The sequence below is a fragment of the Floridaenema evergladense BLCC-F167 genome (assembly GCF_041929205.2).
Lineage (GTDB): Bacteria > Cyanobacteriota > Cyanobacteriia > Cyanobacteriales > Aerosakkonemataceae > Floridanema > Floridanema evergladense.
This window is the reverse complement of record NZ_CM171625.1, coordinates 312,930-330,938: the sequence shown is the minus strand read 5'-3', so window position 1 is coordinate 330,938 and position 18,009 is coordinate 312,930. Positions and strand designations below refer to the sequence as shown.

General features: G+C 39.1%; 18 protein-coding genes. 3 read left to right on the top strand and 15 right to left on the bottom strand.

Annotated elements, in window-relative coordinates; translation table 11 throughout:
- Window positions 1-32: 32 nt before the first annotated feature.
- From ACE1CA_RS01495 to ACE1CA_RS01460, 8 genes are all read right to left on the bottom strand, one after another.
- On the bottom strand, window positions 33-2,843 hold the full coding sequence (locus ACE1CA_RS01495) for a molybdopterin-dependent oxidoreductase (protein WP_413277839.1): 2,811 nt from the start codon (window positions 2,841-2,843) through the stop codon (window positions 33-35).
- 80 nt (window positions 2,844-2,923) lie between these two features.
- Entirely contained in the window at window positions 2,924-3,730 is an 807-nt protein-coding gene (locus tag ACE1CA_RS01490; protein WP_413277840.1) for an FAD binding domain-containing protein, read from the bottom strand.
- A gap of 26 nt (window positions 3,731-3,756) precedes the next feature.
- Entirely contained in the window at window positions 3,757-4,116 is a 360-nt protein-coding gene (uraH, locus tag ACE1CA_RS01485; RefSeq protein WP_413277841.1) for a hydroxyisourate hydrolase, read from the bottom strand.
- 53 nt (window positions 4,117-4,169) lie between these two features.
- On the bottom strand, window positions 4,170-5,330 hold the full coding sequence (gene hpxO, locus ACE1CA_RS01480) for an FAD-dependent urate hydroxylase HpxO (RefSeq protein WP_413277842.1): 1,161 nt from the start codon (window positions 5,328-5,330) through the stop codon (window positions 4,170-4,172).
- Window positions 5,331-5,467: 137 nt separating this feature from the next.
- Window positions 5,468-6,760 carry a Zn-dependent hydrolase gene (locus tag ACE1CA_RS01475; RefSeq protein WP_413277843.1) on the bottom strand — a complete coding sequence of 431 codons (1,293 nt, stop codon included), beginning with the start codon at window positions 6,758-6,760 and terminating at the stop codon, window positions 5,468-5,470.
- A gap of 37 nt (window positions 6,761-6,797) precedes the next feature.
- Window positions 6,798-7,208 (bottom strand): allophanate hydrolase-related protein, encoded by a 411-nt coding sequence (locus ACE1CA_RS01470; RefSeq protein ID WP_413277844.1) that lies wholly within the window; start codon window positions 7,206-7,208, stop codon window positions 6,798-6,800.
- A 260-nt stretch (window positions 7,209-7,468) separates the two neighbouring features.
- Window positions 7,469-8,461 carry a nucleoside hydrolase gene (locus ACE1CA_RS01465; RefSeq protein ID WP_413277845.1) on the bottom strand — a complete coding sequence of 331 codons (993 nt, stop codon included), beginning with the start codon at window positions 8,459-8,461 and terminating at the stop codon, window positions 7,469-7,471.
- Between the two features lie 10 nt (window positions 8,462-8,471).
- A complete protein-coding gene (locus tag ACE1CA_RS01460; protein WP_413277846.1) occupies window positions 8,472-9,011 on the bottom strand; it encodes a nucleoside 2-deoxyribosyltransferase in 540 nt (179 codons plus the stop codon).
- 13 nt (window positions 9,012-9,024) lie between these two features.
- Here ACE1CA_RS01460 and rbsK point away from each other — a divergent pair, with 13 nt between their 5' ends.
- Complete coding sequence (gene rbsK, locus ACE1CA_RS01455; protein ID WP_486517614.1) at window positions 9,025-9,936, top strand: ribokinase; 912 nt, start codon at window positions 9,025-9,027, stop codon at window positions 9,934-9,936.
- Window positions 9,937-9,996: 60 nt separating this feature from the next.
- Here the strand turns inward: rbsK and pyk are convergent, their stop codons facing one another.
- The gene (gene pyk, locus ACE1CA_RS01450) at window positions 9,997-11,418 is read right to left on the bottom strand and encodes a pyruvate kinase (protein ID WP_413277848.1); all 1,422 of its coding nucleotides are present in this window, start codon (window positions 11,416-11,418) and stop codon (window positions 9,997-9,999) included.
- A 396-nt stretch (window positions 11,419-11,814) separates the two neighbouring features.
- Between pyk and ACE1CA_RS01445 the strand changes: the two genes are divergently transcribed.
- On the top strand, window positions 11,815-12,531 hold the full coding sequence (locus ACE1CA_RS01445; protein WP_413277849.1) for a phosphatase PAP2 family protein: 717 nt from the start codon (window positions 11,815-11,817) through the stop codon (window positions 12,529-12,531).
- A gap of 207 nt (window positions 12,532-12,738) precedes the next feature.
- Here ACE1CA_RS01445 and ACE1CA_RS01440 read toward each other — a convergent pair whose 3' ends face one another.
- A complete protein-coding gene (locus ACE1CA_RS01440; RefSeq protein ID WP_413277850.1) occupies window positions 12,739-12,987 on the bottom strand; it encodes a DUF6761 family protein in 249 nt (82 codons plus the stop codon).
- A 797-nt stretch (window positions 12,988-13,784) separates the two neighbouring features.
- On the opposite strand from ACE1CA_RS01440, the gene ACE1CA_RS01435 reads away from it, so the two are divergent.
- Complete coding sequence (locus ACE1CA_RS01435; RefSeq protein ID WP_413277851.1) at window positions 13,785-14,600, top strand: response regulator transcription factor; 816 nt, start codon at window positions 13,785-13,787, stop codon at window positions 14,598-14,600.
- Window positions 14,601-14,803: 203 nt separating this feature from the next.
- On the opposite strand, the gene ACE1CA_RS01430 is transcribed toward ACE1CA_RS01435, so the two are convergent.
- From ACE1CA_RS01430 to ACE1CA_RS01410, 5 genes are all read right to left on the bottom strand, one after another.
- Window positions 14,804-15,562 (bottom strand): ABC transporter ATP-binding protein, encoded by a 759-nt coding sequence (locus ACE1CA_RS01430; RefSeq protein WP_413277852.1) that lies wholly within the window; start codon window positions 15,560-15,562, stop codon window positions 14,804-14,806.
- 48 nt (window positions 15,563-15,610) lie between these two features.
- Window positions 15,611-15,991, bottom strand: coding sequence for a hypothetical protein (locus tag ACE1CA_RS01425; RefSeq protein WP_413277853.1), 381 nt, complete (start codon window positions 15,989-15,991; stop codon window positions 15,611-15,613).
- A 259-nt stretch (window positions 15,992-16,250) separates the two neighbouring features.
- A complete protein-coding gene (locus tag ACE1CA_RS01420; protein ID WP_413277854.1) occupies window positions 16,251-16,823 on the bottom strand; it encodes a hypothetical protein in 573 nt (190 codons plus the stop codon).
- A gap of 179 nt (window positions 16,824-17,002) precedes the next feature.
- Window positions 17,003-17,272, bottom strand: a complete 270-nt coding sequence (locus tag ACE1CA_RS01415; RefSeq protein WP_413277855.1) for a hypothetical protein — start codon at window positions 17,270-17,272, stop codon at window positions 17,003-17,005.
- Window positions 17,273-17,414: 142 nt separating this feature from the next.
- Window positions 17,415-17,852, bottom strand: a complete 438-nt coding sequence (locus tag ACE1CA_RS01410; RefSeq protein WP_413277856.1) for a DUF4079 domain-containing protein — start codon at window positions 17,850-17,852, stop codon at window positions 17,415-17,417.
- Between the last annotated feature and the right edge of the window lie 157 nt (window positions 17,853-18,009).

The following is an 18,009-nucleotide window of genomic DNA, read 5'->3' as shown; positions in this document are numbered from 1 at the left end:
AATTATAAGTACTGGTACTCTGATCTACGAATTTATACTCCATCACGTAACGCCTGTGTTGCTTGCCATAATCTTTCGGGTGTTATTGGTAATTGTTTGAGTCTAATTCCGGTAGCATGAGCAACAGCATTGACGATCGCAGGAGCAACACAATTAATCACAACTTCCCCTACTCCTTTCGCTCCAAAAGGCCCATAAGGATCGGATTTTTCAATCAAAAATACTTCTATTGGTGGCACATCTTTGGCAAGGGGTAAGCGATAAGTACGAAGGTTGGGATTGATGATTTTTCCTTGTTCATCGAAGTGCAATTCTTCGGTTAAAGCATACCCTAATCCCATCACTATTCCGCCAATTATTTGACCTTCACAAATGCGCGGATTAATCGCTTTGCCAATATCAATTGCTTGCACGCAACGCAATATTTTAATTTTTCCCGTTTCCGTATCTACTTCTACTTCTACTCCTAGAACGGCGAAAGTTAGGGTAGAACGTTCTGCTGCATATTCTGATTCTGCTACTAATGGTCGATCGCTAATTTTAGCTAAACTTTCTAAGTCAATCTCTTGATTAATTGAGGAATTTTTTGATTTAATTAAAATGCCGTTTAATTCCAATTCTTCGGGAACAGTTTGCCAAATTTCGCTAACCTTATTTAATAACAATTCCCGTAACTTTTGGGCGGCTAAAATTACCGCTTGACCTGTAATATAGGTAGTAGCAGAAGCATAAGAACCTGCATCAAAAGGTGTTTCTTTGGTGTCGCTAGCAATAATATCAATTTGGTCAAAAGTTGTATTTAAAACTTCAGCGGCGATTTGTCTTAAAGTCGTTTCTGCGCCTGTACCAACATCTACCGCACCAGTTCTTAATTCATATCGACCATTTTCTTTCAATGCCATTTTAACTTTTGCTGTATGGATTTTGGCTAATCCACTTCCTTGCATGGCGACAGCAAAACCTACTCCTTGGCGCAAATGTCCGTTAATTTTTGGTGGTGTTCCTGGTTGATATTCTAATACTTCAGAGATTTTTGTTAATGCTTCATCTAATCCACAACTACCGACTATTTTGAAATGTCTTTCAACTCCTAATAGCAGGGAATCTTCGGTGTTAATTAAATTTTGTCGCCGGAATTCTAAGGGATCTAATTTCAACTTTTCGGCTATTTCATCTAATAAACATTCCATTGCAAAAAAGCCTTGGGTTGCTCCGTATCCGCGAAATGCTCCGGCTGGCATTGTGTTAGTATAAACTGAGCGACCGTGAAATTTTTGGTTCGGACAACGATACAATCCTAATGGCATTGTTCCGGTGAGGAAAACTACTTGTGTGCCATGATTTCCGTAAGCGCCTGTGTTGGCGATCGCATTCATTTCCACAGCAGTTAAACTACCATCTTTCTTCACCCCAATTTTTAGGTGAACCTTCATCGCATGGCGACTATTTGTAGCAGTAAATTCCTCATTGCGGGTAAACAACCATTGCACAGGACGACCTGTTTTTAATGTTGCTAAAACACAGAGATCTTCAGTTAAAATTTCTTGTTTATTCCCAAAACCTCCGCCAATATTTGCTTTATAAACTCTGACTTTCTCTTTAGGTAAATTGAAGAGTTGTGCGAGGAGTCGTTGACAGTGAAAAGGAACTTGAGTGCTAGACCTAACTACTAATGTGCCATCTTCTTCTAACCAAGTCGTGCTAATATGAGGTTCTAAATGTGTATGTTGAACTGCTGGTAATTCGTAGGTATTTTCTAATACTAAATCTGCCTCTGCAAATCCCTTAACTAAATCACCTTTTTCAATCAGAACTTCTCCAGAAATGTTATGTTTTGCGTCGTGGATTTGATAAGAATCCGGTTCATCATGAATTACAGGAATTGGAGATTTACTTAACTCCCCAGTCCCCAGTCCCCAGTCCCCAGTCCCCATCTCTTTCACCTTTTCACCCATTGCTAAAACTGGGTCAATTACATGAGGTAAAATTTCATAATCTACTGTTATTAATTGACAAGCTGTTTGGGCAATTTCGGGTGTTTCTGCAACTACTGCGGCAATGCGATCGCCAATAAATCGCACTTTATTATCTAACAAATAATGGTCATGAGGATCGGGTACAGGTTCGGCGTGTCCGGCGGTTGTGTAAGGAATTCTGCTAACATTTTGATATGTGAAGATTGCGTGAACTCCGGGTAATTCTTTTGCTTTAGTGGTGTCAATTTTGCGGATTCTGGCGTGGGGGTGTGGCGATCGCAAAACCTTTAAATGCAATGTTCCTTCTGGTGTCCAATCTGGGGTATAAATTGGTTTTCCGGTAACAATTTCATAACCATCTTGTTTGGGAATACTTTGTCCTATTTGGGGACTGGGGACTGGGGACTGGGGACTGGGGACTGGGAGATTATTTAGATTTTTGCCTTTTTTGATGCTTTCAACTATTGCTTGATATCCGGTACAACGGCAGAGATTTCCATCCATTGCGGCGCGAAGTTCTTGTTCTGTGGAAAAGTCCAATTTTTCGGCGGACATAATCATTCCGGGGGTACAAAATCCGCATTGAAATCCTTGTTCGTCGATGAATGCTTGCTGCATTTGGCAAATGTCTTCTTTTGCTAATCCTTCGATGGTTGTTATTTGGGTGTTGTTAATACGATGGGCGGGAAAAATGCAGCTATGAACTGGTGTTTCGTTTACCCAAACTGTACAACTTCCACAGTCTCCTGTTTCGCAAACTTTATGAACTCCCATCCATCCTTTTTGGCGAAGTAAGGTTAATAAGCTAGTGCCGGGAGGACAATTAATGTTATAGTTTTGATTGTTAATTTGGAATTTTAGGGGCATTTTTTGAACCACGAAGACACGAAGGACACGAAGAAAGAGAAGAAGAAAGAGAGAGTTTTATAGAGGTGTTATAATAAAGTTTAAAATTTTAGCGATCGCTTCATTAAAATTTGGGTAATATGTTGGCGATATGTGTTGGATGCGGTTGTATCGTTGAGATAATTGGTTAATGGAATTGTTTCGTTAAGTTTTTGGGTAATTTCAGTTTGTGAGGGTATTTGTGCAAATTCAATTAATTTCGGTGATGGTATACAACCGCTAATTGCAAATTTGACTATTTGGGTATTTGGATTGTAAGCGGTGACTACTATTGATATAGCAAGTCCGGCGGAAGCAAGACAAATTCGTTGGTAGTTAACTTGTAATTCTAAGTTTTCTTTGGGGATGTATATTTTCCGCAAAACTTCTCCTGGTTTGAGGATTGTTTGTTTTATTCCAGTTTGAAATTCTAAGGCGGAAATCCAATAAGGTTCGCCTGATAAAGGGAGAATTTGATATTTCGCATCTAAGAGTATCATTACTGGCGCAAAGGTTCCTGCTGGTATTCCTAAACAAAGATTTCCTCCTACTGTGGCGACGTTTTGAATTTTGAAGGATGCTAGTTGATTAACGGCGCTTTTTAATGCTTTTACTGCTGTCCAATTTTCGGGGAAATTGTAGTTTAATAATTGACTCATTATACAAGTTGCGCCAATTGTTAAACCTTCGGAGTTAATTTCTATTTCTGACCATCCGAAGTTTTGCAGGTCAACTAAGGTGGTGATTTCGGGTTGAGGTTCGCTGAATAACCAAGTACCACCAGCTAACCAAGTCCATCCGGGTTGCCAGTTAGTAATTTCTGCTAAATTTTGGGGGGTAAGATATGTTTCTATGTTGGGTAAATCCATCGTGCAATTTTAGATTTTTGTTTAGATTAACTACCGCGATATGTGCTGTATGACCAAGGTGAAGTTAGGAGAGGAACATGATAATGTGCTTGGGGATTTGCGATGCCGAAACGAATGGGAATTTGATCTAAAAATAGCGGGTTTGGTAAGTCTTTTAAGTGTTGCTTGAAGTATTCGCCTACGTGAAAGACTAGTTCGTAAATTCCTTGCTGAAGTTCGCCTTCAATTAAAGGTGAATCTGTACGTCCGTCTTGGTTGGTATGAATGGTTTTTAAGAGGGTTTTTTCGTTGGTTTCAGGTGTTATTGACCAAAGTTCGATCGCCAAATCTTGCGCCGGACAACCTTGTGCAGTATCTAAAACATGAGTAGTTAATTTACCTGCCATATTATCTGTGTTTATCTGTGTTCATCTGTGGATATCTGTGGTAAAAAACTAGATTAACGCAACGGCCCTCCTAAAATAGTTTTGCTGATAGCATTAGTAACATCTAAAGGGCTTTCTTGCCGTAATTGCTGATACCATTGTTCCGTAATTTCCGGTTCTTTTCCGTGAATTTGATCGGCACGTTTTCGCGCTTTCAAAACAATAGCATTTGCCCGTTCCTTACGTTCTCTCTCGTATCTTTTTAGTGCATCTTCCACGCTGATATTTGTTGTTAAAAGATAGCGAGTTAACACTTCCGCATCTTCCATCGCTTGACAACCACCCTGTCCTAAGTCGGGTGTGGTACTATGGGCAGCATCTCCAAGTAAGGCAACTCTACCACGCACAAAAGTATCTATTGGGCCGATATCATGGATTTCTAAACGATTAGTTTCAAAAGGATTAATCTGTTTAATTAAGTTTTGCACAGGTTGAGGCCAACCTTGAAAAAAATTAGCTAATTCCTGTTGTCTTGCTTCGGGTGGGGTAGATGTTCCCTTGGGTAATGGTACATCGAAAAAGAAGTAAAAGCGATCGCCCCCCACTGGCATCATTGAAGCACGTTTGTGTTCGCCAACGTAAATTATCCAAGTGTTTTTCGGTGCTAAATCTTCACTCGCTTTTACTAATCCATTCCAGTTAACATATCCAGCATAACGAGGTTCTATTTCTGTTCCTAAAATGTAAGCACGCAAGGTAGAACGCACGCCATCAGCAGCAATTAATAAGTCTCCTGTTGCTGAATTTCCGTCTTCAAAAATTGCTGTTACGCTATCACCAACATCTTCAAATCCTACACATTTACTGCCTAATTTTACCGTACCTGTAAATGCTTCTAACAACATTTGTTGTAAGTCTGTTCGGGCAACTGGATAAGGGCGTTGTCCGACTTCTGCTATTAATGGTTGTAGGCTAATATCGTTGAGTAATTCATCTTTACAACTTCGATATTGCATCCGATTCATTTGTCCGCCAATGGCAGCCATTTTATCGCCAAGTCCTAATTTGTTGAGAACTTTTACGCCATTTGACCAGAGGGAAATTCCTGCACCTGCGGGGCGTAGTTCTTTTACTCTGTCGTATATTTCGACTTGGTAGCCAGCTTTTGTTAGGGCTATTCCTGTTGTTAATCCACCGATACCAGCGCCAATAATTACAATTTTCAAATCATACATATTTTTTTGAACCACGAAGACACGAAGAACACGAAGGAAGAGAAGAGATTTATTATGTTAGTTGAGATTTTACATTTTATTTGTTGAATTTAGATCTTGCACCTGTCGTTTTAGTCCACTTCAGTGGACTTGAACTATTAGCCTGCGAATTGATTCGCAGGCGGGTGTTGGGAATGATGCAAAATTTGAGTTGAATAAATTCGATCTAATTGTAGAAAAGTTTGTAGTAATACGTTTGTTCCTTGGGTACATTGTTCGGGTGTGGTGTGTTCTTTGGGGGAGTGACTAATTCCTTCGATGCTAGGAACAAATATCATTCCCATGTCAGTGAAACGTCCGATCTCTTGGGCATCGTGTCCGGCACGACTGGGTAAACTATAATGGGATAATCCTAGTTGATCGCAGGTATTTGCGATCGCCTTTACAATCTCATTAGCTGCTAAGGTTGGATCGACCCACAAATATGGTTTTAAAGTAATTTTAGTTTGCGTATTAGCAGCAATTTCTGTTAATTGATGTTCTAATTTCGCAAGCAATTTTTTCACATTCTCGGCAGATAAATCCCGCACATCTATGCTCATTTCTACTTGTCCAGGTACAATGTTTGTAGCGTTAGGAAATACGTTAAATTTACCGACTGTTGCTACTTGTTTTCCCGGCATTTTTTTACCTAAATCGTTCACTGCTAGGACGATTTGGGAACCTGCAACTAAGGCATCTTGCCGCATTTCCATTGGCGTAGTTCCGGCATGATTAGCTTTTCCAATAACAGTAATTATAGCCCGATATGCACCAACAACACCTTCAACTACTCCAATTTGTTTGTTTAAATTATCTAAAATTCCTCCTTGTTCTACGTGCAATTCTATGTAGGCGGCTATTTGAGATCGATCGCGTTTTGCACTACCAATTTGCGCCCAATTTCCTCCTATTTTCGCTAAACTTTCTGCAATAGATGTACCATCAGAAAGTCGGTAAAGTTCAGCATCATTTTTAACTGTTCCCGCCATTGCTTTACTACCAATCATTGTACTTTCTTCGTCAGTAAAAACAATGACTTCAAATGGATGTTCCAATCTGATATTGTTCTCATTAAATGTTCTCACTATTTCGATTCCCGCTAACACTCCTAAATTGCCATCGTAATGACCTCCATTAGGTACAGTATCAATGTGAGAACCTGTTGCTAAAGCTGCAATTTTTGGCTGTTTTCCCTCATAACAACCAATAATATTTCCTGCTGCATCAATGCGAACATTCATCCCCGCTTCCCTCATCCAATTCTGCACTAAATTTCGTGCGGCAATATCCTCTTGACTAAAGGCAATTCGCGTCACTCCACCATCAGCAACTTGACCAATTTCTGCAAGTTTTTCTATACTTTCTTTAAGTCGATCGCTATTAACAGATAACTTGGAAGCTATCATCATTATTGTTGCCTCCTTAAAGCAAAAAATGACATTTTTACTAAATTAATTTGTTACTATCTTGTTTATATTCTGCCCAACCGCCATAATGAGAAATATCAGGCCAATTGTATTTCTCTGCTAATTCTTGCGGATAAAGCATAGCCGTTAAAGTTTCGCCATCTTCTAAAATTACATCTCCCGGATACATATCTGGCGGTTCATTAGCTAAGAGATATTCATATTCCTTTTGTGTCATTTCATAAACCTCACCAGGAATACTAATTCCTCCTGCTTTTACTCGGTAAATTGCAGGATGCCAACCATTTTTTGCTGCGTGTAAGCGATATAAAGCTTGAGTTTTTGCAGATTTAATAAATTTAGCATTTTGTAAATTTTTATGATCTGGTTGCCCTCTTAAAGCAGACCCACAAATAAAAATTCTTTTCCCGTCGCTGTTAGTTTGAATCATTTTTTTAGGTGAAAGCTACAATTTACAAAAACTTGTTCTCAATCCCCAATTATTCCAAGTTTACTTGCTATATACAAATTTAGTTGAATATTTTTTGTAATTTATGATACTTTTTCAAGTAAACCGCTACAGATAAAAAGAAAATACAGGAATAAATAAAGGATTAAAAACTTCCTCTTTTTCTTTCCTTCGCGTTCTTTGCGTCCTACCCTACGGGAAGACTACGCCTAGCGGTTCATTAAAAAAACCTCTGTTACAACTCAAATATCACAAATAAGAACCTTTAAATCTTCCATCATCACTGCTAAAAGATTAACACTATCAACTTCCATTGCTACCCAAGTATTAGCACCAAATTTCGTCTTATTTCGACTATCAAACAGAGTTTTTCCTTTAGTCCATTCGCCCTTAGTTTCAATCATCACCTCAGCGCGACGAAACAACAGAGTTTCAGGATAAAACAAATAAGCTAAAGTCGCAGCATCATGCACCAAAAAACCTTGTTTCCCTTGCGTTTCTCGAAAAGCCAGCGCAGTTTTAGTCATAAATTTACAGAGGGAAATTATAAATTTTGAAATCTCACTTTCTGGGTTAATTTGGCTTATTTGTTCAGCCATTTCATTCGTAAAAACTAGCTTTTGTGTTACATCAATTGGGATAACTACAATATCATCTCGACTAGAAAACACTGTCGCCGCAGCTTCTACATCATAAGCAATATTAAATTCTGCTTCTGGTTTAATATTTCCAGGAACTTTAAATGCGCCTCCCATAATGATAATTTCCTTGGCTTTTTTCAGGATACCAGGGCATTTTCTCTCAGCCGATGCTAAGTTGGTTAGGGGTGCGATCGCAATCACAACAATCTCTCCCGGATTAGCCTTTAATTTCTCAATTAAAATATCATCAGAATAAACCGCATCTTCATAATTAACATCAATTTCCGGCAAAGTATGAGAAAGATTTCCCATTCCATCACCACCATGAATTCCCCTTGCATCTTCTAAATCATTTTCCGATCCACCAATCACACCTTTGCCAACCTCTATTAATGGAAAACCTGCTAATTTCAAAATTTTACTAGCACCAACAAAAGTGTATCTTGCATGAACATTTCCATCAACCGTAGTCACAGCAACTAGTTCTACAAAACCCTGTTTTACTAAACTCAATAACCACAGCAAAGCAAAAGAATCATCCCCACCGGGATCGGTATCGAGAATAATTTTAGGTTTAGCTTTTGGGGTATTCATAATTAATGTATTATTTCAACTTTTCCGCAGCAACTTTAATTACTTCTTCAAAAACCTTTAACTCAGTATAATAATTTTCTGGTTCTATTTGCTGACTTCTCAACTCTCCGCCACTGACGATAATTGCAGCTTCTAGCATTAAATTATCTACCATGTCGAAATGCTCGATCGCCATTCCCCGATCGTCCAAATCAGCAGAAATTTGTGGAATCCTGTCAGCAAACAAACGACCATCATTAGTATAACCAAAAACAGGCTTTCCTTGAGCCGTCATATAACCCATTTCAAAAGCCGTACCCACATCCATACTTGACCCCCGAAACGGAGTCATATTAGCCACAATTAAATCGCAACTATTCATCAGTTGAATGTTACTTTTATAGATCGCAATTCCCGCCTCTTTAGCCGACAAATCGGTTAAATCTAGATTATTATCGAAAGGAAACATCCCGATAAAACCATACTTCTGACAAATCTCTTGTTTCGCATTAGCAACTTTCATCGGGTCAGGTAAAAATACATCAGGCCCAGCAAGGTAAATTCGCATCATCAAACTCCTGAATATGAGTATAATTGTCTTTGGCAGCATCAACATGGATCTCGTCACCAGGACTCCTCGCTTACCAGTTCCCGGCGAAACTCTCCTGGGTTACGACTTTTTTACCGCGCCGGGAGGTAAAGGCGCAAATCAAGCAGTTGGTGCGGCACTTTTAAGCAAAACTAGTTATATGATTGGGCGTGTTGGTAATGATAGTTTCGGACAAGAATTACTGGCATCTTTAAAAGTTGCAGGTGTGCAAACTGACTCAATTTTAATTGATGATACTACAAGTTCTGGTGTAGCAGTAATTGCTGTTGACGATCGCAGCGAAAACACCATCATAGTAGTTCCCGGTGCCAATGGAAAAGTTAACCATACAGATGTCGAAAGACTAGAAAAACTATTACCCAATGCCAGCGTTTTATTATTACAATTAGAAGTCCCCATTCCAGCAATTATCGCCGCCGCAGAAGCCGCAAAAAAAGCCAAAGTAAAAGTAATTCTCGACCCCGCACCAGCACCGGAAAAATTATCTGATGAACTCTACTCTTTAACTGATATAATTACGCCTAATGAAACCGAAGCGAGTCGATTAGTAGGATTTGAGATTACTAATCAAGAAACAATGACAAAAGCCGTCGAATTTTTTATCAGTAAAGGCGTAGAAACAGTAGTATTAAAACTAGGAAATAAAGGAGTTTTTTGCGCCAATGCTTCCGACAGTTTTATGCTACCAGCTTTTCAAGTAAATGCGATCGATACTGTAGCCGCTGGCGATGCTTTTAATGCAGCAATGGCAGCTGCTTTTGATAGTGGTTTATCTTTACGAGAAGCGATTAAATGGGGTGCAGCAGCAGGCGCTTTAACCACAACTAAAAAAGGCGCACAACCTTCTCTACCAAACAAAGAAACCTTTGATACTTTCTTAAGCTAAGTACGTTGTTGCGCTTTAGCGCTAGACTGCTGCGCTAAAGCGCAACAACGTACCTTTTCTCTACATACTAATAGTATGAATTTTTAAGAAATTAGTCCCTCCTGCACGCTGCATGGGAATCCCACCCATAACTAAAATTCGATCGCCAATTGCCGCCAATTTCCGTTGTACCAAAAAAGTTTCCGCCTGCCACAAAGCATTTTCAAAAGTCTCCACTTGGTAATCCACCAACAAAGGAGTCACCCCCCAAATTAAATTCAACCTATGGTAAACCTTAATATTAGGAGTAAGCGCAATTACAGGGGCTTTTGGACGTTCTCCCGAAGCAATTAATGCCGTGTAACCTGTACTTGTGAAAGCCACAATACAACGTAATGGTAATGTTTTGTCAATCGAATTAAGCGCCTCACTTAAAGCATGAGTTTCATCACTTTTAACTGCCGGATTATTCTCAAATTCTAAATCTTTTTCCACTTCATAAGCTATCCGCACCATCATCTCCACCGCTTCCACAGGATAGCTTCCCACCGCAGATTCACCAGATAGCATAACCGCATCTGTTCCATCCATAATCGCATTAGCAACATCACTTGCTTCTGCACGAGTTGGACGAGGATTATTAATCATGCTATCTAACATTTGGGTAGCAGTAATTACCGGAATACCTTTGCGATTGCACATCCGAATAATTCGCTTTTGTAAAAGCGGCACTTTTTCGGGACTCAGTTCTACACCTAAATCACCTCTTGCTACCATTAAACCGTCGCATTCATTGACAATTTCTTCAATATTGGCAATAGCTTGCGGTTTTTCAATTTTGGCAATTACAGGAATGTCTGCACCTTTAGCAGCTAATATTTCTTTCAAGTTGCGAACATCTTCTGCTTTACGAACAAAGCTTAAAGAAATCCAATCTACTCCTTGGGAAATACCAAACTCTAGGTCTTGATGATCTTTCTCTGTTAGAGAAGGTAAACGTAAATTTAAGTTAGGAAAATTTACCCCTTTGCGATTTTTCAGAATCCCGCCTTTAATTACTTCGCATACTACTGCATTTCCTGAAATCTCTATAATTTTCAGTTCCAAAAGTCCGTCATCTAAAAGTACTTGTTCTCCTGGATTGGCATCTGCTGCTAAATCAGGATAATCAATAGGTATGGTATCAAATTGATCTTCATACTCTGAAATGGGTACAAGTGTAACTTTCTCACCCTCAATTAAACCCATTGCCCCATTAGACAACAAACCTACTCGAATTTTTGGCCCTTGTAAGTCTTGCAGAATTGTAATTGGCGTGTCTAATTTTTCCGAAATACTTCTTAACAGAGAAACTGTACGTCCGTGATCTTCATAGCTACCATGAGAAAAATTTAATCTGGCAACATTCATCCCTGCTTTCACCAATTTTTCAATTACTTCTGGTGTGTTGCTAGCAGGGCCAAGGGTGGCGACGATTTTAGTGCGGTGAGGTATTTTAGGCATATTTTGAGATTACTTTTGCTCTACAAGAATTTCGGTCTTTTACAGACAAATTGGTGTTAATGCCTGTTGTTTTAATACTTATGATTTATCCTTATGGAGTTTATCTATAGAACTTTAAGGCAATTTTAAGATGAGGTAAGATTTTGCTGATTTTTACTATTCTGTCAGGTAGTTTTTGTAATTATAATCACTTTATAGGTTATGAAAGTAGTTTTCGCTAGAGCATTTTAGCTAAGAATTAAATTTAAAATTTTGTAAATTCTTTCTCATTTAACGACATCTGATTCTACATGGAGTTCAGAGGTAGATCTGGACTGCTGAATTTGACGATCGCATAGTATATTAAAGAAGCGTTCTAGTAACTCTTGGTAATATGCTGAAAAATTTTTTGAGTTTATGAAACAACTTTTCATCGCTCATTGGCGAGGGTTGCTACTATTGTTTTTAGGAGTCTATTTACCTTTACAGACTTTTGCTTTATTAGCGATCGAAGTTAGAGTAAATACTACTGGTTTTCCTTGGGATCAGCCTATTTTGTTAGCAATTCATGAAACATCAAGGAGACAATTAGACATTTTAGCTGTTAATTTAACGAAATTCGGTTCGATTAAAATTGTTTTTCCGATCGTAGTGCTTATTTCACTTATATTATTATTTCAGAAAAGATGGCGATCGTTCGCATTTTTAGTCACCACTGCTACAGGTGCTACTATCATTAATCGCACCGCTAAAGAGATTATGCACCGAGTTCGTCCCCATCTTTGGGATTCACCCGCCCCCGAATTAGATTACGCTTTTCCCAGCGGTCACGCCATGACTAGTATGACTTTAGTTGCTACTTTGGTAATTTTAACTTGGGGAACTATTTGGTGCTTACCAATACTCATTCTTGGCAGTTTATTTGTTTTCACTATTGGCTGGACTCGCTTGTATTTAGGCGTACATTTCCCCAGCGATATTTTAGCAGGTTGGACAGTTGCTATTGCTTGGGCAATTGGAGTCAGTTTGCTAATTAAACCACAATTACCAAAAGTAATTAATACCTCACAGCCAGAAATCCCCGCAGAAACTTCTCTACTACCAGAAGAACAACAAGCAATTAATCTTGATTAATAATCAATAAAACTTAAATCTTAACTTTAACTACCCATTTTCAGCAAGTTTAGCACATTAACTAATCATCAGAATTAATAACAGCTTTGCTAAATTTCTATTAAATATTTGAATCATTCTCCTAATAACACCATCAGCTACCGACGCTTGGTTTGGGAAGTAGCGTCGCTAGCCCCCTGTTACCATTGACCACCTATCTGAAAAAAGCTAATAATAATCAGATTCGGGTTCAGGTTCTGGTAATTCAAAATTTGATGGGTCGTAAATGTAACGAGTAGCTTCTTCTTCTAAACGATGAATGTGATAAGGTTCTAAAGCATTGCTTTGCCGTAAAGCTGCTAAATAGCCGTCCAAATAAAGCCGTAAACTATCGAATCTATATCCCCGATTCCACATTTCAACTAGGGAATCAGTAAGTTTCTGGTAATGGCGAATAGTTTGAGTGTCTTGTAGCATAATAGTCTATTGAAATCTACTGTTTTCCTAAATAAATTGACGAAAACGGACAAAGATTGGTTTCATTCTGGTTATTGATTAGGATAACTGGGTTTTTCCTTTCCACTACACTATCTATAAGCAGATTATTTACCGATAGTTGTCGGGATTAAACAGTATCCTAAGAGATGTCGATCGTTTTTCCCAAAGCTTCTGCAAAATTTTGGATGTCAGGCTCATCTTATCCTCTTCGCTTCCTCTTGAACTTCTCTGGCTTGATAGCAAACCAGTAATTTGTCTTTGAGTAGCAACTAATGTATAATGATCCTCTGGCATTTCATTTAGTAGAAGTTACTGGTTGTTGAAAATTTGTGGTTGATACACAATTTTACTAGATTGGCATAAACCAGAAATATTGAATTTTTTCAGGTACAAGTAGATAGTGATTAGAGATAGATCGCTATCATATTTTTATTTTAACTTCATTTCTCTGCCTAGTTGTACTTAAGATTATGTCTTAAGGAGGTAGTATAACCCAAAAACAAGGTGTAGAGACGCAAGTCAGGAATTGTGAAAAACAATTGAAGATATGTTAAACATAAGGCATAAATTTTAGTAAAGATTTCCTAGTTGAGGAGGGCGATCAAATTCTTATAGCCTGTTGAGAATTATTCTTGTTCGCGATGTAAAAACTAATTGATTTTCTCCAATAGTAAAAGCGACTAGTATTACTTGGGATAGCAGTAACATTCGTTACAAAAATCGGCAAAGTTTTCTGCTAATTTGAAGTTCGCTAAGGCCAAGGAAGGCAAGCATCTGTGGCATCAGTTAGTGTTCAAATTGTTGAAAGTAATCCCCATCTGCGATCGCTACTTGGCTGGCACTTACAGCAGGTAGGATATCGCGTCTATCAAGCTGCCAGCCTCTACCAAGCGCGAGAAGTTTTTCTTCTGCGTCAACCGACGTTAGTAATTCTCGATGCCGAACTTCCCGACGGCGATGGCTTAGAATTTTGTCGCTGGTTATTACGCCAGCACCAACCTTACATTCTCATGCTATCTGCACGGAATACAGAAGCCGATATAGTTGCGGGATTAAAAGCAGGCGCAGATGATTATTTAACTAAACCCTTTGGAATGCAAGAGTTTCTCGCCAGAATCGAAGCTTTGATTCGGCGCAATCGAATGAACATCCCGCCAGCTTACCTAGATTATGGCGATTTAAAAATCGACTTGGTGCAGCGACGGGTACGTTTCCAAGAAGAGTTAATCGATTTAACACCTCAAGAATTTAGTCTGTTATACGTTTTGGCACAAGCTGGAGGACTACCATTAAGTCGTTCTGAATTATTAAACAGAGCTTGGCCCGATGCAATAGATAACCCCCGAACTATTGATACTCACGTCCTTTCTCTGCGGAAAAAACTGGAAACCGACCCTCGCCAACCGAGTATCATTCAAACTATCCGCAATGTTGGCTATCGGTTTAACCCGGAGTTTCTTAACGGGTATAATTCAGGGTTAGACAACTCCGATAATCATGGAGTAGAGGAACAGCGACGCGGAACTGGAACAACCGAAAGGGGATTTTCTCAGTCTACCTCTGCTAATCAACCCTTACCAATTAGCAAATGATTAGGGATTGGGGATTGGGAGAGTTCTGAGTTTTAAGTTTTAAGTTTTGAGTTTTGAGTTTTGAGTTTTAACTCTCCAAGAAGTGTCCCCTTGTCCCTTCGTTAGTTTTGAGTTTTAAGTTTTAAGTTTTGAATTAATAACTTAAAACTCAAAACTCGCCCTTGTCCCCTTGTCCCCCAGTCCCTAGTCCCCAGTCCCCAACCTTACCATTCCTCTGCTTCTCGCCGTTCCAAGTCAATAAAAGTTTGACGCAGTTGTTTCCAGTCCAATCTCTCGGAAGCGATGAAGTCTACCAATTTTCCTTGCTGTAAATGTAAAACTTTGGTGGAAAACTGTTGTGCCAATTCTAATTGGTGATTGACCATGAGAATGGTTGTACCAAATTCTTGGGGAATTTGGGTAAGGATTTGAATGAGGTGGGATGCACGACCGGAATCTAGTGCTGAAGTTGGCTCATCTAGGAGTAGAATTTTAGGTTGGATGACTAGGGCGCGTGCGATCGCAACCAGTTGCCTTTGTCCCGCAGAAAGTTGGATTTCCGTGCGATTTTGCCAATCTTCGGGAATATGTAACCTCTCCAGCCAATAAAATAGCCGTTCCTTAACCTGCGTCGCTGAAAAACCCCGCAACAGCAAAGGATAACTTATCGCCTCCTGTACCGTCATTCCCAAAAGTTTCCCCTCTTGCAAAACCAAAGTCACTTGCTGACGCAGTTGAGTAGGCGGTATTTGCCGAATATCCTGATTTTCGAGCAAAATCTTGCCACTACTCGCCTCATTTAAGCGGTTTAACAACCGTAATAGCGAAGTTTTTCCCGCACCAGATGGCCCAACTATAGCAACTCTTTCCCCAGCCAACACCTCAAAAGAGATATCCTGAAGCAAAAAACCCATCCCTACCGTCGCCGCCAAACTGACTTGGGAAACTTTTAATTGCGGAATTTTATCTGGGGATGCGATCATAAATAATTTAGCTAAGTTTTCTTAATTTAACAAAATTGGGAGTTCAGACTATCCCACTTCTTCAGCTACCTGATTAACTACCGAATAACTTTGAATCACCTTTTCCCGATTTTCATCTAAACTTTGATCCCGTTGCTTAAACTCATCCAACAACTTATAAAAGCAATCGAAACCATCCTTTTCATCACGAGTAAATAGCAAAATAATTTTTGCCCAAGAGTTGTTAGTCCGCACATTAAAACGTTGTTGTACCCAATCATGGAAATGTTCAGCAAAATCCTTTTCAGACTCACAAAGTTCAATTCCTAACTCGCGTCTAGCAGTTTTATATCCCACCAAAAACATAAACAAATCGCTCACCGAAGCACGACCGATATACATTCCTGGTCTGGTTCTAATCTTTTCTAAGATTTCAAAGATTCCGCTCATAAATTTATGATTGTTTCAAAACTATTTTTATAAACTGTCTATATGCTCTATGATAAATTCTTCACTAGGGCAGTGAAAATAAAAATAGTATCTGTTGTCATGTCGGCACAAATTGCCGTATTTATGTAAACACGGTAATCTGTAAAAACCTCTGATAAAATCAGTCATCCCATCTGTGTTTATTTGTGGACATCTGTGGTAAAAAAATCTAATTCTGACTTTAGCAAGAAGGCTAGTAGTAGAATCTTTTGCTGTTATCTTAACCACCTAGAGAAACAGCCGTCGAGATTGTCCAAACATCAGCTAAAAATAGGATCAGGGTACATACTAACAAAATGAAATACATCCAAGGTTGAGCCAAAGGTCGGACATCTTGGGTATCAATACCCGTCTTCGCCTCCACCAGTTTAACCATTTTGGCAAATCCTACCACGCGCATGGGCAGTAAAAACCCTTGACCGGAATTGTTCAGGAAATAATAAACTATTCCCCCTTGTCCGGTGGTACGCATTTTTAATTCTTTAACTTCTGTCCAAGGTAAAGACCAACCTTTGCGGATAAACTGGGGAAACCATTTTGGGTAAGTGACTTGAATGCCATGATTATCCAAAATCACTCTTTCACTTAAAGCACCATAAACTGCAATTGCTCCGATCGCAATCCCCACCCAAAGTAACACAGGTGGTACAGGCGCATCTGTCACATGAGCCAAAAACGGCAGGGGAATAGTTAGTGCAATGTACAAACTTAACAGGGTGACACGAATGAGGGGAGAAATGGGAAAGATGGAAACTTCTTCAGTTGTATTAGTTTGCGATGTTAGTTGATTCACCGGATTTGTTGAGACAGGAAAATTGCAGACTTTCCTTAATAATTTAACCGTAGATGCACAATTTTAGTAATTTTAGTAATTTTTCCTACAATTAAAGCTTTGAGGTTGATTCCAAACTTTCCTAAACCAAGGTTAATTTTACCTTATCAGTTCAGGTGTGCTTTTAAGCTGATTACCTTTTAAGCAACCACTTTATCCCAGTTGTCAATCACGCATACTTGCACCCTAGCGTGACTGAGTAAACGTTGGATGAGATGAATTGGCATTGTACTGATTTTATAGTCTTGCTGTGGCACTCGGCGAAGTTGGCACATTTGCTCAAAATAGCGATTTGCATCACTCCGCTTCAGGAATACTAACGCGTAATTACCTTGTCGTGATTTCTCGATGACAGGTGAACCTTTTGTTCCAATTACAAAAAAACCTGATTTTACGGTAGAGTAAGACATTTTTGCACGCCTGAAAGTTATCTCCATACTTTTATAGAGTACTTTTTACTCAAATTATATAAAAACGTAAATCTATCGCCAGATAGATATAATAAAATGTTTTTTTAGATACAATTACGCAGTCTTATGGAGAGATAAACGGCTAAGGCAAATACTTTTGGACAACGTTCCAGCCTGTCAGGGTAACTAACAGGAATCCTACCAGTAGCACAATGTTAGTTCCAACATGAAGATATCTTATCCAAGGTCTGCGAGGGCTGATTTGAGTAGCGCTACCAGCTGAGAGTAAAACTAAGGCTACGACTGTTAAGCCAACTGGTAAGTGAGGGGAATGACCTAAACTACCAAAGTGACCCAAGGTGCCAACAATGCCGATCGCTAATAATAGTAATACCAAAGCAACCATTACACCACCAATCAAGTAATGAAATGGTCGCAGCCACTTAGGACGCTGTTGCTTGAGTAAACGAGTATATGATATCCAAATTCCGGTCATCCCTAACAGCAAATAAGCTGTTAAAGACAATCCCATTGACCAAGCAGCGATTTTCCACAACCAAATAAAATCGGGTAAATTCAAGGTAAAACACCACAATTCAATACAATGGCAAGGTTCTGCTCTACAGTATTTTTTACATAATGTCGAGCTTGCTTAGCATTCCTAGTATTAATTATGGCGTTTACCCTGATTAACTAAAGTCTTATCGCAAAGAAATTTTTATCTAGAGTTAGGTAAA

Excerpts from the sequence above, each read along its gene's own strand:
- pyk (WP_413277848.1), bottom strand. The coding sequence starts at position 11,418 with ATGCCTAAAATACCTCACCGCACTAAAATCGTCGCCACCCTTGGCCCT.
- ACE1CA_RS01425 (WP_413277853.1), bottom strand. The coding sequence starts at position 15,991 with ATGAGCGGAATCTTTGAAATCTTAGAAAAGATTAGAACCAGACCAGGA.
- ACE1CA_RS01415 (WP_413277855.1), bottom strand. The coding sequence starts at position 17,272 with ATGTCTTACTCTACCGTAAAATCAGGTTTTTTTGTAATTGGAACAAAA.
- ACE1CA_RS01440 (WP_413277850.1), bottom strand. The coding sequence starts at position 12,987 with ATGCTACAAGACACTCAAACTATTCGCCATTACCAGAAACTTACTGAT.
- ACE1CA_RS01465 (WP_413277845.1), bottom strand. The coding sequence starts at position 8,461 with ATGAATACCCCAAAAGCTAAACCTAAAATTATTCTCGATACCGATCCC.
- ACE1CA_RS01470 (WP_413277844.1), bottom strand. The coding sequence starts at position 7,208 with ATGATTCAAACTAACAGCGACGGGAAAAGAATTTTTATTTGTGGGTCT.
- ACE1CA_RS01460 (WP_413277846.1), bottom strand. The coding sequence starts at position 9,011 with ATGATGCGAATTTACCTTGCTGGGCCTGATGTATTTTTACCTGACCCG.
- uraH (WP_413277841.1), bottom strand. The coding sequence starts at position 4,116 with ATGGCAGGTAAATTAACTACTCATGTTTTAGATACTGCACAAGGTTGT.
- ACE1CA_RS01445 (WP_413277849.1), top strand. The coding sequence starts at position 11,815 with ATGAAACAACTTTTCATCGCTCATTGGCGAGGGTTGCTACTATTGTTT.
- ACE1CA_RS01430 (WP_413277852.1), bottom strand. The coding sequence starts at position 15,562 with ATGATCGCATCCCCAGATAAAATTCCGCAATTAAAAGTTTCCCAAGTC.
- ACE1CA_RS01490 (WP_413277840.1), bottom strand. The coding sequence starts at position 3,730 with ATGGATTTACCCAACATAGAAACATATCTTACCCCCCAAAATTTAGCA.
- hpxO (WP_413277842.1), bottom strand. The coding sequence starts at position 5,330 with ATGTATGATTTGAAAATTGTAATTATTGGCGCTGGTATCGGTGGATTA.
- ACE1CA_RS01495 (WP_413277839.1), bottom strand. The coding sequence starts at position 2,843 with ATGCCCCTAAAATTCCAAATTAACAATCAAAACTATAACATTAATTGT.
- ACE1CA_RS01475 (WP_413277843.1), bottom strand. The coding sequence starts at position 6,760 with ATGATGATAGCTTCCAAGTTATCTGTTAATAGCGATCGACTTAAAGAA.
- rbsK (WP_486517614.1), top strand. The coding sequence starts at position 9,025 with ATGAGTATAATTGTCTTTGGCAGCATCAACATGGATCTCGTCACCAGG.